The organism is Sulfurovum sp. MH2-6, from assembly GCF_058374785.1.
The window spans coordinates 598,654-618,179 of the sequence record NZ_CM178170.1; the positions used below are offsets into that span (position 1 = coordinate 598,654).

A 19,526-nucleotide genomic window follows, 5' to 3' on the forward strand; every position below is an offset into this window, starting at 1 on the left:
TAAATAGCCAAAAGGAAAAATTTTTGTCTACAGTTAAAACGATTAAATCACTTTTAAATGAACGCATTTTGATCATCGACGGTGCGATGGGAACACAGATACAGGATCTGGATATCCCCGATGAAGCATGGATCGATGACAAGGGTACGCAACAGGAAGGGTGTAATGAACTCCTTATAGATACGGCTCCCGATCTGATCAAGCGGATCCACAAGCGCTATGCGATGGCCGGTGCAGATATGATCAAGACCAATACCTTTGGTACGATGCCATGGGTACTGGATGAGTACGGGATGGGAGAGCGTGCGTATGAACTCTCTAAAAAAGGAGCAGCACTTGTAAAAGAGGTGTGTGATGAATATAGTACCGAAGCTGAACCTAGGTTCGTGCTCGGTTCTATAGGTCCGGGGACCAAACTTCCTTCACTTGGGCATATAGACTATGATGAGATGTATGCAGGATACAGAGAGGTAGCACTGGGCCTGATAGACGGAGGATGTGATGTTTTCCTCCTTGAGACATGCCAGGACCCGCTGCAGATCAAAGCTGCCCTTCACGGATGTGAAGCTGCCAATGAGGAGAGGGGTGTAAAACTTCCGGTCATGGTCTCTGTGACGATTGAGCTGAGCGGTACGATGCTGATCGGTACGGATGCGACAACGATCGTGACGATTCTTGAACCGTTTGATATCCTTTCACTTGGATTTAACTGTGGTACGGGACCCGATCAGGTAAAAAAACACCTCAAAACACTGAGCGAACTCTGCAGTTTCCCTATCTCTGTACACTCCAATGCGGGACTGCCGCAAAACAGAGGAGGGTATACCTACTATCCGATGGGACCTGACGAGTTCACAGAAAAACAGTTGGAGTTTACAGAGTTTGACGGAGTCAGCTTCTTGGGTGGGTGTTGCGGTACGACGCCGCAGCATATCCAGGCACTGAAAAAAGCAGTGCAGGGGATAGCACCAAAAGCATCGAGCGGGTCTATCAAGCCTTCCATTGCCTCACTCTTTAATACGACGGAACTCTTCCAGGAGCCGGCACCGCTGCTGATCGGTGAACGAAGCAATGCCACGGGGTCAAAGGCATTCAGGGAACTGATCATTGCGGGTGATTACGAAGGGACGTTGACCGTAGGTCAGGCACAGGTGCGTGACGGTGCACACTGTCTGGATGTGAATGTCGAGTTTGCAGGGCGTGACGGTACGGCAGATATGGCTGAAGTGATGAAGCTCTATAACCAGAAGATACCGATACCGTTGATGCTGGATGCGACCAAAGTACCTACTATGGAGGCAGGGCTCAAATGTATCGGCGGTAAGCCGATCATCAACTCGGCCAACCTGGAAGACGGTGAAGAGAAACTCGATGCGATCTGTCAGCTGGCGAAAAAGTATGGTGCTTCACTGGTCTGTCTGACCATTGATGAGAAGGGGATGGCAAAGACGACAGAGGATAAGCTCCGCATTGCTGAGCGGCTCTATGATCTTTGTGTGAACCGCCACGGTATCAACCCTAGTGACCTGATCTTTGATATGTTGACCTTTACCGTGGGGTCGGGTGACCTTGAATACCGTGATGCGGCGATACAGACACTTGAAGCGATCCGTGAGCTGCACAAAAGACACCCGGAGGTCGGTTCCACGCTAGGGCTTTCGAACATCTCGTTCGGACTTGACAAGAATGCGCGTGTCTTCCTCAACTCGGTTTTCCTGCACCACTGTATCCAGGCGGGGATGACTTCTGTGATCATTAATGTGAAGCATATCGTACCGCTTGCGAAGATGAGTGAGGAGGACAGGGAAGTGTGTGAAGAGCTTCTTTTCCACCCTGATGATACTTCACTCTTTAAGTTTATCGAGCATTTCTCGGACAAGAGTGTCGAGGCAGACGGAAATGATGAAGCGTATGAGGCGATGAGCTCGGAAGAGAAGATCGCACACCTGTTGATGGAAGGTGACAAGGAGCGTATGCTCCCACTGGTCGAAGAGGTACGTCATGAGATACATCCAGATACCATCGTCAATGAGATCCTTATTGATGCGATGAAAGTCGTCGGTGAGCTTTTCGGTAGCGGACAGATGCAGCTGCCGTTCGTACTTCAGAGTGCAGAGACGATGAAAGCGACCGTAGATTATCTCAACCCATACCTGACAAAACAGGAAAAAGAGACCGATACGACGCTTGTGATCGGAACGGTCAAGGGTGATGTGCATGATGTAGGTAAAAACCTTGTAGATATCATCCTGAGTAACAACGGCTTTAAGGTCATCAATGTCGGTATCAAAACAGAGCTTCAAGAGTATCTGGATGTGATGAAAGAGCATAAGGTTCAGGCGATCGGTATGAGCGGGCTTCTGGTGAAGTCAACGGGTGTGATGAAAGAGAACCTTGAAACGATGGCGGCACAGGGGATCGATATCCCGGTACTTTTGGGTGGTGCGGCATTGACACGGAGCTTTGTCGATGACTTCTGCCGTCCTGTCTATAAGGGACCGATCTTCTACTGCCGTGATGCCTTTGACGGTGTGATAGCGATGAGCCGTATAGAAAAATACAATGAAGATCCGAGTGTGGGGCTTGATACAAAACTTGCAGGAGACCTGGTCAAGTGTAAAAAGAAAGTCAAAAAAGAGGTGGTGATCCCGCCTTTTGAAGAGATTAAAATGCCGGAGCGTGTAGAGATACCGACACCGCCGTTCTGGGGAAGACGTGTACTCACCAAAGAGGATCTTGATATCGATATGGTCTATGAGTGGGTCAACAGACGTTCGGTATTCAAGATGCACTGGGGATATAAATCCAAGGGAATGAGCAAAGAGGAGTACCAGAAGCTTCTTGATGAGACGGTGATCCCCGCTTTTGAGCGTCTGAAGCGTGAGTTTAAAGAGAAAGACCTTTTTGATCCGACGATCATCTACGGCTACTACCCGTGTAGAAGCGATGATCAGGAGCTGTTGATCTTTAATGAGAGTGAAGGGTGGAATGTCGATTCTAACGCAAATAGAGAACCGCTGCATGATGTGGTAGGCAGAGCCGTGACACAGTTCAGCTTCCCAAGACAGGGACGTAACCCGTATCGTGCGCTCAGTGACTTCTTTGCACATGAGAGACATGATGTGATCGCCCTGAGCTGTGTCAGTGCCGGAGCAAAGTTCAGTGCCTATGAAAAAGAGCTTTATGATGCAGGCAAGTACCTTGAGTACAACCTTGTCCATGGTCTTGCTGTAGAACTTGCCGAGGCTTTGGCAGAGGTGGTACACAAGCAGATACGTATGGACCTTGATATCCTCAAAGAGGATGAGGGTGCGACGCTGAGAGATGTCCGTATGAACCGTTATCAGGGGGCAAGGTACTCTTTTGGATACCCGGCATGTCCGGACCTTGAGCAGAGCCGCCAGCTCTTTGATCTGCTGAAGCCTGAAGAGTATGGGATAGAGCTCAGCGAGACCTTCCAAATCGTACCTGAACAGAGTACTACTGCACTCGTGGTGCATCATAAGAATGCTACCTATTATTCGGTGTAAATTAGAGGAGTAGGTGATATGAAGCTCTTGCAATTAAGTTTAAAATACAAACTCATGCAAAGAGCTTCAGATATCTATGCCATTAAATCAGGAAAAATATATAAATTTGAAAATGATTGTTATGTAGTAGCAAAATGGTTTTCAATCTTTTGTAATTTTTTTTGGTACAGTGGCGTTATTTTCTTTGGTTTGTTTTTTTTGTATGCATATTTAATGACATTTATTAACAGCTGGTGGATTTCACTATTATTATCGATTGTTTTGTATTTTATATTAGAAATAGTTTTAGTGTTAGTAGCTCCATTAAGTAAAATTAAGTGTTGGGAAAAAAGTTTACAAGAAAAAAAAGCAAGAGAATCTAAATGGTATCAATAATAAAATCTGTCATCACGAACGACCTCGTAAGCGAAGCGATTTGAGAGTGATGACGCTTTTTGCTTACTTTTTCTAAAAAAGTAAAGAATGAACTTTTATGTCTTCCTGTTCATTTTCTTTTTTTCTCATAGAGAGTGCAAGCACAAGGTTGATGTGACAAAGATGAAGCCCGTGAAGCAAAGGCAAACTGCTTTGCCTTTGTAGGGCAGGAACCGGAGCGATCGGAACAAAGTGAAGCCGCGTAGGCAACGAACCAAAGTCAGCAAATGCGGTTTGCGTAACAAAAACTTCTTCAGAAAAGAAAAAAAATGCAAATAGCTGTCGCTCTCATTAACTTCCTTTACTTGTATAAATTTTAGTTGATCCAAGATACTATTTAGTCATTTTCTAAAGATAGAGTCTGCTCTGGAAATTCTACTTTTTCATGTGAGCTTACTATCCTCTCCATTAAAGAAACTCCACTATAATTCCTAACAATTATTTTCATAACAGTAAGGAATAACAATTTATGGTAGAAACGATACAGAGCGATATCATTGATGCATTGAAGTCAGAGCTCAATGAACACCCGGTATATAAAGCGGTAGAGAGTATAGAAGATCTGAGATGTTTTATGGAGCATCATGCATTTTCTGTGTGGGATTTTATGTCTCTGGTGAAGTTCCTTCAGGCAGAGATCGCTCCCAGCCGCTCTCCCTGGGTACCGCCGAGTGAGCCTGACCTGTGTCGTTTTATCAATGAACTGGTTTTGGAGGAGGAGTCTGACGAGATGCCTGACGGCAAAAGCTTTTTAAGCCATTATGAGATCTATCTGCTTGCGATGGAAGAGATCGGTGCAGATACCTCCAAGATCAGAACATTCGTGGATAGAGTAAGAACCAAAGGGATCGATGAAGCGTTACAGTTGCCGGATATTCCTGAAGCCAGCAGAGCATTTACGACGACAACCTTCAGTTTTATCAGTGAAAATGAGCCGCAAAAGGCAGCTGCTGCACTGGCACTGGGAAGAGAACATATCATTCCTGTGATGTTCAAAGGGATACTGAAAAACATGGGTATCAACAAAAAACAGGCACCGATATTTCACTACTATCTGGAGAGACATATCCATCTGGATGAAGGGTTCCACGGTCCGCTTTCCCTAAGACTTCTGAATAAACTCTGTGAAGAGGATGCGAAGAAGGTAGAAGATGCAGCGGATGCAGCCAAATCGGCTGTAAGTGCACGTATCGCATTTTGGGATGGTGTCTTAAAAGAGATGGAAGGGCTTAAAAAAGCTCTATAAAAGAGTTATCTCTCATGAGAGAATGACTCACCCAAAAGCTCAAAATCCAAATACTCTTCAACGATCTCTTCAGCCTCACGCATAGAGATAAGTGAGTAGGCAAGTGTTCCCTCTTCGGGCTCTCTGCTATAGATCTCCTTGAGCACCTTGATATATTCGGCTTTGAGGTAGGGAGTGATCGATTTGATATCCCGTTCTACATCAGCGATATAGGCACTCACATCACCGTTATAGTCGGCTTTAAGATCATCTTTGTCTATATCTTCAGCAGACTCTACCATCTGACGGAAGATAAAATCCTCAAAGTTCTTGGCATAGTACTCCGCATCATCCATCTCGTCCCATATCTCTACGATCGGTGCCTCCCCGTCGACTTTGACATTGTCATAAAAAGCGTAGTAGTTTCCCTCAAGTGTTTTGGCAAAAGGGATGAAACGGTGTGTCTCTATATCCCAGAACTCCGGCGTCTGGAAGTTCAATATCGCTTCAGGAGCAAGCAGTGTAAGTTGTGCCTCCCCCGAGTGTAGAAGTGCAGGCGGGTTTTCCTGAAGCGTAGGGTAGACGGTATTGACCCAGGTTTCACCCTCTTTGAGCCCTTCATCAAAGCCTCGCATATAGTTCAGCATGCCGTCATCCCATAATCTTTTAAAGTACTCGGGGAAGGAAAAGTCATATTTTTCTTCTATTTGTTTCAGTGTTACCATATCGTATTTCCTCAGATAAAAAAGTATAATTCCAAAAAGGATAATGCATGAAACTTAAAAAAGGCAGATACCGACACTACAAAGGGAATGAATATGAGGTCATAGATACCGCCCGACACTCTGAGACGGAGGAGTGGATGGTGATCTACCGTACCTGTTATGGAGATAAGAGTCTATGGGTCCGGCCCTATGAGATGTTTGTCGGGAAAGTAGAAGTGGATGGCAAAACAGTAGACCGTTTTGCCTGTATTGAAGAGTAGGGCATTACACTTTTGGAATGCCGTACTGCTCACCATAATTTTCGACCACAAAGTCGATATCCTTGTCTCCTCGTCCAGAGAGATTGACAAGTATCGTAGAACCTTTACCCTCTTTTTGTGCAAATTTAAGTGCATAGGCCAGTGCATGTGAAGATTCAATGGCAGGTATGATACCTTCAAGACGTGAAAGTTCAAAGAAGGCATCTATTGCCTCTGCATCATTGGCTGTAACATAGTTGACACGTTTGATATCCTTGAGGTAGCTATGCTGAGGTCCCACCGCAGGATAGTCCAGGCCGCTGGCAACAGAGTAGACCTCTTCGGGTTCACCTTTTTCGTCTTGGAGCATATAGGACTTGAATCCGTGCATCACACCCGGTGTGCCTTTTGACATTGTTGCTGCATGTTCGCCTATGGTTTCGATATCTCTGCCTGCAGGTTCAACGCCGTAAAGTGCCACTTCCTGATCTTCAAGAAATGCGCTGAAAATACCCAGGGCATTGCTTCCTCCTCCCACACATGCAATGATGTTTTCAGGAAGTTCTCCTCTAAGCGCTTGAAACTGCTCTTTGGCCTCATTTCCCACGATGGACTGAAAATCTCTGACCATCATAGGGAAGGGGTGAGGTCCGACTACAGAGCCTATGGCAAAGAGTTGAGAATGGGGATCGGCGAGGTAGGCCTGAAAAGCTGAGTCCACCGCCTCTTTGAGTGTTTTACGTCCATGGGTTGCAGGTACGATATTTGCTCCGAGAATTTTCATGCGCACAACATTGGGATACTCTTTTGCAATGTCTACTTCACCCATATGGATCTCACACTCAAGTCCCACCAGAGCCGCAGCAGTTGCAAGGGCTACACCGTGCTGTCCCGCACCGGTTTCGGCTATCAGCTTTTTCTTGCCCATTTTTTTGGCTAACAGCGCTTCTCCCAGGGTATGGTTTATCTTGTGTGCTCCTGTATGGTTGAGATCTTCACGTTTGAGGTAAATATCTGCACCATATTTTGCGGAGAGGTTTTTGGCGTGAAAGATCGGGCTTGGTCTGCCGACATAGTACTGATAGAGTTCCCCCAGCTCTTTAACAAATTCAGGATCTTTTCTGATCTCAAGGTAAGCTTTGGTGATCTCATCCATTATCTCTTGAAGCTGCGGAGGTATGAAACTTCCACCATACTCGCCAAAATAGCCTTTTTCATCAGGCAGTGCACTATCAAAACTGTTCATAATCATGTTTATTCCTTTATCTGTCGGTCTCTTGCTGGGACCGGGTTACAACGTTACGGTTTATTCTACGCAAAGTTTGATTAAATCCCTTCCATTCTCCTCGCTTCAAAACTCACCAATTCTCCCTCATCAAAGCGGAAAAAAAGCTCGATAGGGCGGCAGCACACTTCACAATCTTCGATATAGTCGCTCATCTCTTCACTGGGGTCAAGTACCATTGATATCTGCTGCCAGCAGTAGGGGCAGGTAAAAAAGTGTTCCACTACTTCTCCTTTTTTCTAAATAGTTTGGTAAGCCACTTAGGCAGTATACAGTAGTTGTCACAGCTGCTGTTTCGTTCACATCGGGTGATACCTATGTTCCTGATAAGCAGAATCATAAAACCTATGGCAATGATAAGTTGGACACTACCTGCAAGCCATTGGTGGGAGAGAAGGCTCTGGATCGCCAAGACCAGCATCACGATGGTAATAATGAGGCACATGGTTTTTCTTCTTTTTTGGTGTGATTGTACTATAATTTTAGAATTTCATTATATTTTATAATGTTTGAAGTTACAATGAATATTGTATGTTACTTTTTAGAAAAGCGCCTAAGGAAGTACCCTTGCGGTAAACCAAAATCGTCATGGTTCTCGAAACGCTGCGAATAATTTTTACATTCATAAAAATATTCTTGCTTTCAAGGGCATTCATCATGACATACATTTATTGATGTTTTTGTCACTGAACACTTTGTGTGCAGGTGTGAAGGCGTGCAATATTGCGAAGCAACACGCCGGATGCACCGTCCGCACACTTGTGAAGTGACGCTTTTTTGCCTACTTTTTTTAAAAAAAGTAGAGAAAGAACATTTAGAGACTAAAAAAAGGATATTTATGTCAGCAATCATCGAACACTTTAAAACACTTACACAGATCCCACACTGCAGTAAAGAGGCGGATAAACTGATGGCGTTTCTGGTCGATTTTGGAAAGCAGAGAGGATATGAGGTAGAGGTGGACGATACAAAAAATATCCTGATTCGCAAAGGTTCACCGAAACTCTGCCTGCAGGCTCACTATGACATGGTCTGTATGGGAAAAGCACCCCATATAGAAACCTATGTGGAAAACGGTTTGATGAAAGCCAAAGAGTCATCGCTCGGAGCAGACAACGGGATGGCGATCGCGATGATGATGGTCTTGATGGATAGGGGAGAGGAGCTTGAGTTCCTACTTACTTCTGATGAAGAGATCGGATTGATCGGAGCGAATGCTTTAGCGTTTGAACTGAAGAGTAGCTACATGCTCAACCTTGACAGTGAAGACGAGGCGGAGGTCTATATCGGATGTGCAGGGGGTGTGGATATCACTGCGGGTAAAGAGGATATCTATCGAGATGGAGTTGGCGAGTGTTATGAGGTGGCGGTCAAAGGTTTGGCCGGCGGACACTCGGGGGTTGATATCGATAAAGGGATTCCTTCTGCCATCAAAGTACTGGGTGCATATCTGGCAGAAGAAGGGGTCACCCAGTTGGCTTCACTCTATGCAGGGGAGCGCCGCAATTCCATCCCTGCCAATGCAGTAGCTATCGTACGATCAGAAAAGCCTCTGGAGGAGAGAGGGGATGTCACTGTAAGAGTATTGAAGGAGTCTCCTAAAGTTTTAAACGAGGGGGAGCAGGTGATTGCACTGATCGATGCCTTTAAACATGGCGTCCATAGAAAAAATACCGAGCTTGGTATTCCTGATACGAGTGTCAACCTGGCGATTATTACAACGGATGAAAAAGGCGGGATCCTTATCGAGACGAGTGCCCGTGCGATGAGCAGTGAGGGGCTTAAAGAGATATCAGATGAGACGGTGGAACTCTTTAGCTCATATGGATTTGAAGTAAAATTGGAAGACAAGTATCCTTCCTGGAAACCTGATGTGAGCGAGTTTACCGAACAAGTTAATGATGAAGTGAAGAGGATATTCGGAAAGAGTAAAATGATGGCAATCCATGCAGGACTAGAGTGCGGTGTGATCGCCGAGAAGTATCCTCGGATGAAGTTCGCCTCGATCGGTCCGACGATCCGATTTCCCCACTCAACCAGAGAAGAGGTGGATTTAGGGTCTGTTGAACGTACATTTCATGTCCTTGAAAATGTGCTCAAGTGCTATAAGGTGTAAGAGAAGTAGGAGTAAAATAAAATATAGTGAGTGTCGAAGGAGCTAGATGAGAACTATATTTCAGGATATTGAATATTTGGATAGTCAGGTAAAGGACAAGGAGTCTCAAAAAGTCCTCAAGGAGCTGAAGCAGAATCTGCAAATGCTAAGAACGAAGAGCGGACTCAGCCAGCTTATGAAGAAAAAAAAGCTGGCAAAGATCACCCGTAATGTGGAGTATGAAGAGGAACTGAAAGCGCTGCAGGTAGAGTTGATCAAACTGCAGAATTGGGTCTACGAGAATGATAAACGTGTCATGGTCATCTTTGAAGGGCGTGATGCCGCAGGAAAAGGCGGTGCGATCAAACGGTTTATCCAGTACCTTAATCCAAGAAAATTCAGAGTTGTGGCTCTACCAAAGCCGAGTGAGGTAGAGACGGGACAATTTTATTTTCAACGCTACTTTAAACATCTGCCTAACCCGGGAGAGATCGTTTTCTTTGACAGAAGTTGGTATAACCGGGCGATCGTTGAGCCGGTATTTAACTTTTGTACGGAAGATCAGTATGAGAAGTTCATGAAAGAGGTCCCGGAGATAGAACATGCGCTGATCGATGACGGGATGATTATGATCAAGTTCTGGTTTAGTATCACCAAAGAAAATCAGCAGAAGCGTTTTAAAGAGCGTATGACCAACCCGCTTAAACGCTGGAAACTGAGTCCTGTGGATCAAAAAGCACAGGAGATGTGGGATGATGTGACCCACTATAAAGAGGAGATGTTCAGCCGGACCCATACCAGTTATGCACCATGGATTATCGTAGATAGCAATGATAAAAAAAGTGCAAGAGTGGAGTCGATCCGTTATGTGCTTTCAACGATAGACTATAAAGGAAAAAAGAAGGCAAAGATCAATCTGCATCATGATCCTGATATTGTCGAACGTTACCACCGAAGGACACACACCGAAAATTAGTTTTCCCTTGCTCCGTATCTTGTATAGTCAAGGGACATCCTTTACAGGTGTAAAGGGACATAGTTTACACTTTTTAAAATAAAAGCTAGAGTTTTTTCTATCTAAGAAGATAGGAGAGACTGATGGCATGGAAAGTGAGAACAAAAATGTCAGAGAGATATGAGTTTGTAGAACTTGCACGCAAAGAAAATTGCAATTTTTCACAACTGTGTAAAAGGTTTAACATATCAAGGCCTACAGGGTATAAATGGTTAAAGAGATATGAAGAAGGGAATTTATCCAGTCTCAAAGATAAGAACCGAAGACCTTATACGTCAAATAATAAAACCTGCAAAGAGATAGAGAAGTTAATCTTGGATCTAAGAGTAAAACACCCTAGCTGGGGTGGGCGTAAACTCAAGAGAAGATTAGAAGATATGGGTTATTGTCATATACCCAGTGCAACCACCATAAGTAATATTTTAAAACGCAACGGATGTATCGATCAGGTATCTTCAGATAAATCCAAATCCTATATTAGATTTGAACATCCGTATCCTAATGATCTATGGCAGATGGATTTTAAAGGTTGGTTCAAGATGGATACGCAAAGATGTTATCCATTAACGGTACTTGATGATCATTCAAGATATTCTATCGTATTGAAGGCTTGTCTATATGAGCGTACCAATATTGTACAGGCTGCATTGATTGAAGCCTTTAGAGCATACGGTTTGCCTAAAAGAATGACTATGGATAATGGAGCTCCATGGGCCGGTCATGACAGAAACCAGCTAACAGCACTTACTGCATGGCTTATCCGTTTGGGTATTAAGGTCTCACACTCCAGACCTTATCATCCGCAAACACAGGGGAAAGATGAACGATTTCATAGAACACTCAAAGTAGAACTATTAAACCATAGACACTATTCTAACTTAGAAGAGGTCTCAAAAGTTTTTAGAGAGTGGAGAAATATCTATAATACACAAAGACCTCATGAAGCCCTTGATATGAATACGCCTCTTTCCAGATACCAGGTAAGTCCAAGAAGCTATCCCGAAACATTACCTCCAATTGAGTATGACTATAATGATACGGTAAGAAAAATAAACAGGGATGGGAAACTTAGTGTTCAAGGTATCGTATTTACGATTAGCAGAGCATTAGAAAGTCAATATGTCGCCCTGCGTCCTACAAAAACCGATGGCCTGTTGGATGTATATTACTGTCACCAAAAAATTAAAACTTTGGATTTAAGAGATAGATAAATCCCTCTTGGTTACAATAGTTAAAAGTGTAAAGGATGTCCCTTTACAGTTGTAAACTATGTCTCTTGACTATACAAGATCGGGAACGAGATAAAGGACTGTATTATTTATTCTTTAAATGATGTAGTTATAGAAATTACAAGATATCCAAACTCAAAAAAATTTGGATATCCAAGCATGTTTTAATTACACGGACTAGGTGCAAGTGTATATCCTGAAATCTCAATCGTTGACACATCATGCATATTGTAAACATCTATACCGCCAGACTCATTAGTTATGGTTTCTGTAGGCGGAGTATGATCCCACATATTATTCTCTGCAAATACTAAACCTGAAAAACTTATATAACTCATAAGATCATTTCCTGAATTACATGAAAAGATATTGCCTCCAGCACTTCCTGCAGCTCCTCCACCAAAATCAACACCATTCACTTCAGTATACACTCCTGTACCTCTATTATGTGTAATAATATTATTTTCAATACGAGTATTAGGCGTTGATGCTATAACACTAATTCCATTTCTATTTTTAGTTATATTATTGTCTGTAATCACATCAAAATCAGAACCGGCAAAGTAAATCGCATGGTCTCCGTTTATTATCGTGTTGCGATGTATGGTAATATCATCGTCATACTTTAACACAAAAGGCATATGAAAAGATGCGACAGTAGAATTGTCTTCAAGAATAAAACCACTTATCTTTGATCCTTCTCTCATGTACATAGTTGTACTTATATAGTTTGCATCATATGTAGGATATTCTCCTCCACCTCGAATCATAGTCGTTTCAGAACCGTTACCTCTATTTTCTTCATCTCCTATCAATGATACTCCAGTAGGTACTTCTATAGGAAATGTTTCACCGTTAACTACATCATATGTACCAGGGTTTACTTTTATTGAAATATTCATATCACCATTTGCAATCCCTAACGCATGTGTGATAGTTTTAAACGGATTATCTTGACTCCCATCATTCAAATAATCATTCCCCACTGCTGCATTGACATAATAATCATAATTAAGAGCTGATCCTCCATTATTACGATTACATGCACTTAACAAGAGTGCAGCCATAATTGAAATCCCTAAAATTCTACTTTTTAACATAAAACCCTCTTATTTTTAGTATAACTATGTACTTTATTATAATTTTGAGATTGATGTCAATGTTCGGTGAGACATTTATCGATAAAATCAAACAAACATTTTTACTGGTTCCCAAGCTCCCTTGCTCCGTATCTACTGATACGGAGTATATACGGACCGTTAAACTGTCAGTGATCTTAAAGTCCAGCGATAGCTGGTACTTGTATATTATAGTATAAGTGTTATTGCGGCTTATACCTTGAAGCTCTCTTTGCTTTTGCAGTACTCTTCAAGGAAGCATCCTTCACATTCGGGTTTGAGTGCTTTACATCGGTATCTTCCGAAGAGTACCATCGCCTGATGCAGTAGATGTAGATCGGTCTTGAACTTTCTGGTAAGATCTTCTTCTGTTTTGACAGCGGTGGTGGCATCACTGAGCCCCAGACGGTGTGCGACACGGAATACATGGGTATCAACCGCCATGAGGTTGGCGCCGGCATATTCGATCATCACGACATTGGCTGTCTTCTGTCCTACCCCTGCGAGTTTGACAAGTTCTTTTTGTTCCAGCGGTACTTCACCTTCATAGTTTTCTACAACCGATTGTGCCATCTTGATGAGGTTTTTGGCTTTGTTGTTAAAGAATGAACAGGTGTTGATATAGGACTTGACCTCCTCCAGGTCGGCATTGGCAAGCGTTATCGGATCAGGGTAGGCTTCAAAAAGTGCAGGAGTGATGATATTGACACGTTTATCCGTACATTGTGCAGAGAGCATCACTGAAACGAGGAGTTCGTACAGGTTACGGTACTCCAGTTCAGTGACAGAGTCGGGGTAATGTTCCAAAAAGAGTGTCTTGATCGCTTCGATCTCTTTTCTAGTTGCTTTTTTAACTTTGGCCACGTCGATTAAACCTCTTTCTAAAAATATTTAAATAAAATATTATCCAAATTAGATTGAGAAGCATCTAGTATTAATGTACGATTTACCGATAAAGAGTATACTTCTTCTCATATTTAATTATAAGAAGAAGGAAGAATCATAATGTTTAAACTCGCGAAAGCATCACTTTTTATTGCTGCTGCAACACTCTCTCTCGCCGCATCAGACGTACTTTTAACTGTGAACGGAAAAAATATCACGAAGCAGGATGCACAGGTTTTGGTCTCTGCGGCTGCACCGAATACAAGCTATGCTGATCTCAAGCCTCAGGAACAGGAGATGATCAAAGAGAGATTGGTCGAAAAAGTGCTTTTTGGTGAGCTTGCAAAAAAAGAGGGGATTGAGAACGATCCTGAGTATAAAAAGACTTTAGAGATGATCAAAGCTGAACTTGTGATCAATGTCTGGATGAAAAAACAGCTGGATAATGTGGTTGTAAGTGACAGTGAAGCGAAAGACTTTTATGAAAAAAACAGTGACAAGTTTATGCAGGAAGCGACACTCCATGCTAGACATATCCTGGTAACAACAGAGCAAGAGGCACAGAAGATCATTGATGAACTAAAGCCACTGCAGGGTAAAGCACTGCAAGAGAAGTTTGTAGCATTGGCAAAATCAAAATCAACAGGACCTTCCGGACCTAACGGAGGAGATCTCGGTACCTTTAAGAAAGGGCAGATGGTACCTACTTTTTCCGAGGCTGTATGGGCACTGCAAGAAGGGAAAATCACCACAAAGCCTGTAAAAACACGTTTTGGGTACCATGTGATCTATCTTGAGAAGAAAAACCCGGCATCAGCGATGGCATATGCTGAGGTGAAACCTCAAATCGTTGCTACATTAAAACAGAAGCAATTCACTACCAAGATCCAAGAGATGGCTAAAGAGTTGAAGAAGAAAGCAACGATTTCAGATATGACAAACAAAGAAAAAAATAAATAAAAGGGAAAAGGAATAAAAATGAAAAAAAACTTACTAAGTGCAAGTGCGGCAGTACTTCTTTGTGTATCAGGCCTTTCAGCGGATTCATTAAAAAACTCGTTGATGTCTGCGGGTAAAGAGGATACGCCGATGGTCAATCTGGATAATATTGATTTGGCTAAAAAAGAGCAAAAAAGCAGAGCTGACAGTGCTGTGGTAGCTACCATTAACGGTGATAATATCACTAAAGAGCAGGCAGATAAATATTTGGCACTAAGAACACAGGGGCGTGTAACAGATTTTGATAAGTTGCCGAGTAATGAACAGAGGTTGGCACTGATTAATGAAATGGCCATTCCAAACTTAGCTGCGATGAGAGCACAAAAAGAGCTAAGTGGTGAGGAGAAGAGTGCAGCGATCTCAAGATTCTGGATGCAAAAAAAGCTTTCAACAACTAAAGTGACTGAAGACGAGGCAAAAAAAGCCTATGAAGAGTTGATCAAGGCAGTCAAAGAGGCTGCGAAAAAACAGTCAAAAGAAGAGCCTAAAATGCCGAAGTTTGAAGAGGCTAAAAGAGAGATTATGCTGCAACTGGCACAGGATAAGGTTACCAAAGAACTTTTAGAAAGCGGGAAAGTAAAACTCAAATAAAGTAAACTCGTTATATACAAAAAGCGGGTAGAATACGGCTACTATAATTGATGAAGGAATGAAATGTCTAAAAGAGTAATGGATGAGATCCCGGCAGGTGTTGTAACAGGAGATAATCTCACAAAGCTTTTTCAGATTGCAAAAGAGGAGGGATTTGCAATCCCCGCAGTCAATGTTGTAAGTACAATGTCTGTCAATGCAGTAATGGAAGCAGCCAAAAAAGTAAATTCTCCGGTTATCGTACAGTTTTCTAACGGTGGAGCAGCCTATTATGCGGGGAAAGGACTTCCCTCAGATGAAGCCGGTATCCTCGGTGCGATCTCAGGTGCACAACATGTGCATACCGTGGCAAAAGCGTATGGCGTACCTGTAGTACTTCATACCGACCATGCAGCAAGAAAGCTTCTCCCTTGGATCGATGCACTGCTTGATGCCAGTGAAGCACATTTTGAACAATACGGTGTACCGCTTTACTCTTCACATATGATCGATCTCTCTGAGGAGTCACTTGAAGAGAATATCGCAACATGTAAAGAGTATCTTAAGCGTATGGACAAGATGGGGATGACATTGGAGATAGAACTCGGTGTGACAGGTGGTGAAGAGGACGGTGTGGACAATACTCATATCGACAATGCACTGCTCTATACGCAGCCTGAAGAGGTAGCCTATGCCTATGAAGAGCTTGGCAAGATCTCTGACAGGTTTACGATCGCTGCATCATTCGGTAATGTACACGGGGTGTATAAGCCAGGGAACGTAGTACTTACGCCAAAGATACTCGATAACTCACAAAAGTATATCCAGGAGAAGTTCGGTACTGCCCAAAAACCGGCAAACTTTGTCTTCCACGGCGGATCAGGGTCAGAACTGGAAGATATCCGTGAAGCGATAAGTTACGGTGTGATCAAGATGAACATCGATACCGATACCCAATGGGCATTCTGGGACGGTGTAAGAGAGTATGTGGCAGACAACCATGACTATCTTCAGGGGCAGATCGGTAACCCTGAAGGTGAAGATAAGCCAAACAAGAACTACTACGACCCGCGTAAATGGTTGAGAAAAGGTGAAGAGTCTGTCGTAACTAGACTAGAGAAAGCATTTGACGACCTAAATTGTATCGACAGAAATTAAGTAGGATATTGAGTGCTAAAGATACTAGGTCTTGTCATTCCCCGCTTGATCGGGAATCTAGAGGTATGGATCCCCGGGTCGTAGCCCGAGGATGACAGATAATGACAAACCTGAATCTTCTCTCACCTACAGAAGTAATTACTTTTGAAGGTCACTCTTTTTATCTAAAAAGAGATGACCTCCTTCATCCGGATTTCTCCGGGAACAAAGCACGTAAATTCTACTACTATTTCATACATGACTTTCCTGCTGTCAAGAAGATAGTCTCTTACGGTTCTGCACAATCCAATGCCATGTATTCACTCTCGGTGTTAGCCAAAATGAGAGGATGGAAATTTGAGTACTATGTGGATCATATCGCAGATTTTTTAAAAGAAAATCCACACGGTAATTATGAAGCGGCACTTAAAAACGGTATGCTGATCAAAGAGGAGAGAATTGCTGGTAAAGAAGATTTTGACAGTAGTATTCTCTTTGTCGAAGAGGGCGGCAGGCAAGATCAGTCCGAGTACGGTATCAGGATACTGGCTGAAGAGATCATTGCGTGGCAAAAAGAGCAGGGTATCGAGAAGCTCAATATCTTTTTACCTTCCGGTACGGGAACGACGGCCCTCTTTTTACAAAAGCATCTGCCGGATATCAAAGTCTTTACCACACCATGTGTAGGAGATAGTGCGTATCTGAAAAAACAGTTTTTAGCGTTGGAAGAAGAGGTAAATCATCATCCTGTGATTGTGACGCTTGAGAAAAAGCACCATTTTGGCAAGCTTTATAGAGATAACTATAAAATTTGGCTAAAATTACAACAACAAACGGGAGTGACGTTTGATCTTCTTTATGATCCTTTGGGCTGGCGTACACTTTTGGCGCACCCAGAGGTTTTTTCTAACCCAGTTTTGTACATCCATCAGGGTGGTATTTTGGGGAATGAGAGTATGCTCCCACGATATGAGAGAAAGTATAAGGACTTAAAGTGAAAATTTTTTACAGTAGTGATGATACATTTGAAGCAAATTTTAATGAGCTTTTAGAGCGTGGAAAGATGGATATCGAAGGTGTGACAAGTATCGTAAACGGTCTGCTAAAAGAGATTAAAAATGAGGGTAACAGTGCACTCAAAGCGCAGATCGCGAAGTTTGACAGATGGGAACCGCAAAGTGATGAAGCTTTGATGGTCTCTCCTGAAGCAATGGCGGAAGCCTATGAATCGATCGATCCTGCACTTCGCGATGCACTACACCTTGCCTATGACCGCATCGAAGCATACCACCAAAAATTGATGCCGAGTACATGGATGGATGAGGATAAGACAGGTTCTATCCTTGGACAGAAAGTGACCGCTGTAGATAGAGCAGGACTTTATATCCCGGGAGGCAAGGCAGCCTATCCAAGTTCACTGCTGATGAACGTGATTCCTGCACAGGTAGCAGGTGTAGAAGAGATCGTCGTATGTACACCGACACCGGATGATGAGATCAATGAGCTCCTGCTTGCAGCGTGTCACCTCTGTAAAGTGACAAAGGTCTTCAAGGTGGGAGGCGCTTCAGCAATCGGTGCAATGGCATACGGTACAGAGACGATCCCAAAGGTAGATGTGATCACAGGTCCGGGTAATATCTTTGTTGCCACAGCGAAGAAACTGGTTTACGGTGAAGTAAACATTGACATGATCGCCGGGCCGTCTGAGATCGGTATCCTGGCTGATGAGACAGCCAGAGAAGATTATCTTGCAATGGACCTTCTCTCTCAGGCTGAGCACGACGAGATGGCAAGTTCGATCCTGATCACGACAGAGAGTGAACTTGCAAACAGAGTCAGTGACAAAGTAGAAGAGTTCCTTGGGACACTCAGCCGTGAAACGATCGCGCGTAAGTCTATCGAAGAGAGAGGGGCGATCATCGTGACCTCCAGTATGGAAGAAGCGATTGATCTGATGAACGAGATCGCACCGGAGCACCTTGAGGTGGTGACTAAAGACCCGATGAGCCTGCTTGATAGTATCAAACATGCCGGAGCGATCTTCCTGGGTGAAAATACCCCTGAACCGGTGGGTGACTATATCGCGGGGCCGAACCACACACTTCCTACAGGCGGAACGGCGAAGTTCTATTCACCGCTTAGCGTAGAGCACTTCCTTAAGAAATCATCGATCATCTCTATGAGTAAAGAGGGGATCAATGCGATCGGTGAAGCCTGTGCAATGATCGCCAATACAGAGGGGTTGACGGCACACGAGGAGTCTGTAAGGATTCGTCTAAGGGATTAAACTATCTCTCGTTGCAATCGTCAAAAATTGTGAAAGAACTCAGGGAAATGGAACTGTAGGTCGGGATACCCTTATCCCGACATCCACTCGATAGAAAGAAAACGTCAATGGTGTCGGGGTGAGGGCACCCAGACCTACAGATCAAATGCTTCTTCTTATTGTTACCTACCCCTCTCGTTCCCGATCTTCTGATCAGGAATGCGTCCTTAGATGCATCCCTTAATCCTAAAACTACAGTAAAACTTCAAGTCCATCGCTAGATGGCTCCAAATATATTTTATGTTCCTTGTTTTTCTTTTAGCACAAAAAGAAAAACGAACGAACCCAAAAAAAAGAAATGTGAGCGACATGCACTTGTCAGTGTTGCATGATCTGCTTGCTCGTTTAACCGTAAATCTAGTGTCTTTTACTATTTCTAAGTCATTCTATTCAATTTTAACTCATTTAAAAAGCAGTAACCGTTACATGCTATAATAAAGCCAATAAGTATTGAAAGGTATATTTGATGAAGCTAATCGAAACCATCACTACTCCGTTTGGTGCACTCAGTGAGAGGCTCAAAGAACAGATCGATCTGGCCATACAGGAGAGAGCAGTCTTAGCACTTAAATCAGAGCTTACGATGAGACATAAGAGCTTTGATGAGTATAGTGATGAGGAGCTGGAGGTGATGCTGGCTGAAGAGAAGAGAAAGATTATTGACGAGCTGAAGACTAAATCCCTCTTTGCCGTACTGGCACTGCTTGGCATCAGCCTGCTCTAAAGGATAGAGG

General features: G+C 43.3%; 19 protein-coding genes. 13 read left to right on the forward strand and 6 right to left on the reverse strand.

Annotation, left to right across the window (positions count from 1 at the left end):
- Window positions 1–23: 23 nt before the first annotated feature.
- The 3 genes from metH (at window position 24) to AC4JOV_RS02950 (ending at window position 5,190) form a co-directional block, all read left to right on the forward strand.
- Window positions 24–3,530 carry a methionine synthase gene (gene metH / locus AC4JOV_RS02940; protein ID WP_229936628.1) on the forward strand — a complete coding sequence of 1,169 codons (3,507 nt, stop codon included), beginning with the start codon at window positions 24–26 and terminating at the stop codon, window positions 3,528–3,530.
- An 18-nt stretch (window positions 3,531–3,548) separates the two neighbouring features.
- A complete protein-coding gene (locus AC4JOV_RS02945) occupies window positions 3,549–3,905 on the forward strand; it encodes a hypothetical protein (RefSeq protein ID WP_229936627.1) in 357 nt (118 codons plus the stop codon).
- A gap of 508 nt (window positions 3,906–4,413) precedes the next feature.
- On the forward strand, window positions 4,414–5,190 hold the full coding sequence (locus AC4JOV_RS02950; protein WP_229936626.1) for a DUF3050 domain-containing protein: 777 nt from the start codon (window positions 4,414–4,416) through the stop codon (window positions 5,188–5,190).
- Window positions 5,191–5,195: 5 nt separating this feature from the next.
- Here AC4JOV_RS02950 and AC4JOV_RS02955 read toward each other — a convergent pair whose 3' ends face one another.
- Entirely contained in the window at window positions 5,196–5,894 is a 699-nt protein-coding gene (locus AC4JOV_RS02955) for an SMI1/KNR4 family protein (RefSeq protein ID WP_229936625.1), read from the reverse strand.
- 47 nt (window positions 5,895–5,941) lie between these two features.
- Between AC4JOV_RS02955 and AC4JOV_RS02960 the strand changes: the two genes are divergently transcribed.
- Entirely contained in the window at window positions 5,942–6,154 is a 213-nt protein-coding gene (locus AC4JOV_RS02960) for a DUF1653 domain-containing protein (RefSeq protein ID WP_229936624.1), read from the forward strand.
- A 4-nt stretch (window positions 6,155–6,158) separates the two neighbouring features.
- Here AC4JOV_RS02960 and trpB read toward each other — a convergent pair whose 3' ends face one another.
- The 3 genes from trpB to AC4JOV_RS02975 all read right to left on the reverse strand — a co-directional run bounded on the left by trpB (window position 6,159) and on the right by AC4JOV_RS02975 (window position 7,863).
- On the reverse strand, window positions 6,159–7,385 hold the full coding sequence (gene trpB / locus AC4JOV_RS02965) for a tryptophan synthase subunit beta (RefSeq protein ID WP_404820142.1): 1,227 nt from the start codon (window positions 7,383–7,385) through the stop codon (window positions 6,159–6,161).
- A 74-nt stretch (window positions 7,386–7,459) separates the two neighbouring features.
- Complete coding sequence (locus AC4JOV_RS02970) at window positions 7,460–7,642, reverse strand: CPXCG motif-containing cysteine-rich protein (RefSeq protein WP_229936622.1); 183 nt, start codon at window positions 7,640–7,642, stop codon at window positions 7,460–7,462.
- Window positions 7,642–7,863: a hypothetical protein gene (locus tag AC4JOV_RS02975; protein ID WP_229936621.1), complete on the reverse strand. Its 222-nt coding sequence runs from the start codon at window positions 7,861–7,863 to the stop codon at window positions 7,642–7,644. The genes AC4JOV_RS02970 and AC4JOV_RS02975 overlap by 1 nt, the downstream gene beginning before the upstream one ends.
- Window positions 7,864–8,256: 393 nt before the next feature.
- Between AC4JOV_RS02975 and AC4JOV_RS02980 the strand changes: the two genes are divergently transcribed.
- From AC4JOV_RS02980 to AC4JOV_RS02990, 3 genes are all read left to right on the forward strand, one after another.
- Window positions 8,257–9,534, forward strand: coding sequence for a M20/M25/M40 family metallo-hydrolase (locus tag AC4JOV_RS02980; protein WP_229936620.1), 1,278 nt, complete (start codon window positions 8,257–8,259; stop codon window positions 9,532–9,534).
- 46 nt (window positions 9,535–9,580) lie between these two features.
- Window positions 9,581–10,489 carry a polyphosphate kinase 2 gene (gene ppk2 / locus AC4JOV_RS02985; RefSeq protein ID WP_229936619.1) on the forward strand — a complete coding sequence of 303 codons (909 nt, stop codon included), beginning with the start codon at window positions 9,581–9,583 and terminating at the stop codon, window positions 10,487–10,489.
- Window positions 10,490–10,611: 122 nt separating this feature from the next.
- Window positions 10,612–11,739: an IS481 family transposase gene (locus AC4JOV_RS02990; RefSeq protein WP_229936007.1), complete on the forward strand. Its 1,128-nt coding sequence runs from the start codon at window positions 10,612–10,614 to the stop codon at window positions 11,737–11,739.
- Window positions 11,740–11,921: 182 nt separating this feature from the next.
- Here AC4JOV_RS02990 and AC4JOV_RS02995 read toward each other — a convergent pair whose 3' ends face one another.
- Together AC4JOV_RS02995 and nth are read right to left on the reverse strand one after the other, a co-directional pair.
- The gene (locus AC4JOV_RS02995; RefSeq protein ID WP_229936618.1) at window positions 11,922–12,857 is read right to left on the reverse strand and encodes a DUF1565 domain-containing protein; all 936 of its coding nucleotides are present in this window, start codon (window positions 12,855–12,857) and stop codon (window positions 11,922–11,924) included.
- 231 nt (window positions 12,858–13,088) lie between these two features.
- Window positions 13,089–13,739, reverse strand: a complete 651-nt coding sequence (nth, locus tag AC4JOV_RS03000) for an endonuclease III (protein WP_229936617.1) — start codon at window positions 13,737–13,739, stop codon at window positions 13,089–13,091.
- 141 nt (window positions 13,740–13,880) lie between these two features.
- Between nth and AC4JOV_RS03005 the strand changes: the two genes are divergently transcribed.
- From AC4JOV_RS03005 to AC4JOV_RS03030, 6 genes are all read left to right on the forward strand, one after another.
- Entirely contained in the window at window positions 13,881–14,720 is an 840-nt protein-coding gene (locus AC4JOV_RS03005; RefSeq protein WP_229936616.1) for a peptidylprolyl isomerase, read from the forward strand.
- An 18-nt stretch (window positions 14,721–14,738) separates the two neighbouring features.
- Window positions 14,739–15,350 carry a hypothetical protein gene (locus AC4JOV_RS03010; protein WP_229936615.1) on the forward strand — a complete coding sequence of 204 codons (612 nt, stop codon included), beginning with the start codon at window positions 14,739–14,741 and terminating at the stop codon, window positions 15,348–15,350.
- Window positions 15,351–15,413: 63 nt separating this feature from the next.
- Window positions 15,414–16,487: a class II fructose-bisphosphate aldolase gene (fbaA, locus tag AC4JOV_RS03015; protein WP_229936614.1), complete on the forward strand. Its 1,074-nt coding sequence runs from the start codon at window positions 15,414–15,416 to the stop codon at window positions 16,485–16,487.
- Window positions 16,488–16,588: 101 nt separating this feature from the next.
- Window positions 16,589–17,464, forward strand: a complete 876-nt coding sequence (locus tag AC4JOV_RS03020) for a 1-aminocyclopropane-1-carboxylate deaminase/D-cysteine desulfhydrase (RefSeq protein WP_229936613.1) — start codon at window positions 16,589–16,591, stop codon at window positions 17,462–17,464.
- Window positions 17,461–18,753 (forward strand): histidinol dehydrogenase, encoded by a 1,293-nt coding sequence (gene hisD / locus AC4JOV_RS03025; protein ID WP_229936612.1) that lies wholly within the window; start codon window positions 17,461–17,463, stop codon window positions 18,751–18,753. The genes AC4JOV_RS03020 and hisD overlap by 4 nt, the downstream gene beginning before the upstream one ends.
- Before the next feature lie 505 nt (window positions 18,754–19,258).
- Entirely contained in the window at window positions 19,259–19,516 is a 258-nt protein-coding gene (locus AC4JOV_RS03030) for a hypothetical protein (RefSeq protein ID WP_229936611.1), read from the forward strand.
- Window positions 19,517–19,526 lie beyond the last annotated feature (10 nt).